The following is a 1619-nucleotide window of genomic DNA, read 5'->3' as shown; positions in this document are numbered from 1 at the left end:
GTATTGGGTGGTAGCCGCTTCGCTGGCCGCCCTCTGGCTGCCGGCGGCGCGGGGACAGGTCTTTGTTGTTGGCAAAAACACCGCCACCGACGGCATGGTCACCGAATTTCATCCCACAAGGGTCGAGCTGCCGTCCCAACCTCTGACAGAGCGGGGCCGGCGAGATTTGCTGCGCATGCTCGAAGCGGAACAGGGTTTCGCCCACCGGGCTTTGCCGATGGGCGGTCAGGGATTGACCCTGCAAGCCAATGGCACACTCTCTCCAGACTCTGATGCTATCCGTGACGCTCTTTATAAGAAGGGCATCTCTGCGCAGGCCGGAGACCGAGTCGTCGTGACGAACCTGCACTTTGAGAAGGACCGCCTCATCATTGATCTGGACGGCGGCCCCTTCAAGAAGCACCGCTGGCTCTCGCATGTGCAGTTCAACGACAACAACGTCGTCGCCCCGGAAGACCAGCCGACAGGCTCGCGGATCACGCTCGCCTTCGAAAAATTCATCCCTGACCTTACCCCCGCCGAGATCAAAAGCCTGTTGGAGCCAGTCATTGACTTTGGTGTGAAGACCAGTGAAGAGGCGTACGCCAATACCTTACCGGAGCCGCTGAAGCTTGCTGTCGCTGATCATCGCGTCCTGGTCGGAATGAATCATCGGATGGTGCTGGCGGCGCTGGGGCAACCGGTAATGAAGGTGCGGGAAAAGATCGATGACGCGAGCGGTAATAAGTATGAGGAGTGGATTTACGGCCGCACCCCGCAGACAATCCGCTTTGTCCGTTTTGTCGGCGATCGTGTCGTGATGATCAAGATTGCGGAGCTGGGCAAGCCGATCGAGGTGCACGAGAAGGACGAGATGGCCGGCTATATCAATCCGGATGCCGTCCGGACGGTTGCCTTGGGTGACGCCAAGCCGGATGAAGAGGGAAGCGGCAAACAAGCGCCTCCTCCTTCGCTGCGGCGTGAAGGAGAACAGCAGACTACCCCCGGCTCTCCCTCACTGGTGCAGCTACCTCCGGACAAGAAGGATCAGCAGGACAAGCCTGAACAACAGCTCCAGTCCAACTTGAGGTAAGATAGAAACGATCGCTCGCCCGAGCGGGTTCCTTTTCCAACGCACAATGCGGGATTGGGGCAGGATACAAGTAGATAGCGATTTCGCGTGTCTACGATAGGGCGAACGATGAGACATTTTCTTCGTGGCCTGGCCCGAAGACGAAGGAGCTACCATGGCAAAGATTGCCAAGACTGCAGATCGTAAGAAGGTGATGGACACCTCCAAGAGCACGGATTGCCCGAAGTGCTCCAAGCCCACGCGCATCGTGAAGCGCGTCAAGGACCGTGAGCGCAATGTTCCCGGTGGTGTCTATATCTCCTGCTCTGCGTGCGACTTCTACGAGAAGCTCTAAGCACCGCTTGAGGTTTAAAGCACAAACCCGGCTTTTGCCGGGTTTTGCTGTTTAACGCTGTAGCGCCGGCAAGGCGGAGCCAATCTCATCAAGAATGGAACGGGTCGCCGCAGCCGGATCAGTCGCCTGGGTGATCGGGCGGCCGACAACCAGCTTGCTCGCGCCGGAGCGGATGGCCGACGCTGGCGTGACAACCCGCCTCTGATCTCTCTC

3 protein-coding genes are annotated in these 1619 nt (G+C 58.7%); 2 read left to right on the top strand and 1 reads right to left on the bottom strand.

Annotation, left to right across the window (positions count from 1 at the left end):
* Together AB4043_RS24805 and AB4043_RS24800 are read left to right on the top strand one after the other, a co-directional pair.
* Positions 1 to 1072 (top strand): hypothetical protein (locus AB4043_RS24805; protein WP_442308431.1); only part of this gene is annotated, 1072 nt, incomplete at its 5' end.
* Positions 1073 to 1226: 154 nt separating this feature from the next.
* Positions 1227 to 1406, top strand: a complete 180-nt coding sequence (locus AB4043_RS24800) for a hypothetical protein (RefSeq protein ID WP_147648351.1) — start codon at positions 1227 to 1229, stop codon at positions 1404 to 1406.
* A gap of 51 nt (positions 1407 to 1457) precedes the next feature.
* On the opposite strand, the gene AB4043_RS24795 is transcribed toward AB4043_RS24800, so the two are convergent.
* On the bottom strand, positions 1458 to 1619 hold a 162-nt coding region (locus tag AB4043_RS24795; protein WP_442308432.1), incomplete at its 5' end, for an orotidine 5'-phosphate decarboxylase / HUMPS family protein.

Origin of the sequence: Terriglobus sp. YAF25 (genome assembly GCF_052113305.1) — a bacterium.
GTDB lineage: Bacteria > Acidobacteriota > Terriglobia > Terriglobales > Acidobacteriaceae > Terriglobus.
This window is presented reverse-complemented; position numbering and strand designations above follow the sequence as displayed.

Excerpts from the sequence above, each read along its gene's own strand:
- AB4043_RS24800 (WP_147648351.1), top strand. The coding sequence starts at position 1,227 with ATGGCAAAGATTGCCAAGACTGCAGATCGTAAGAAGGTGATGGACACC.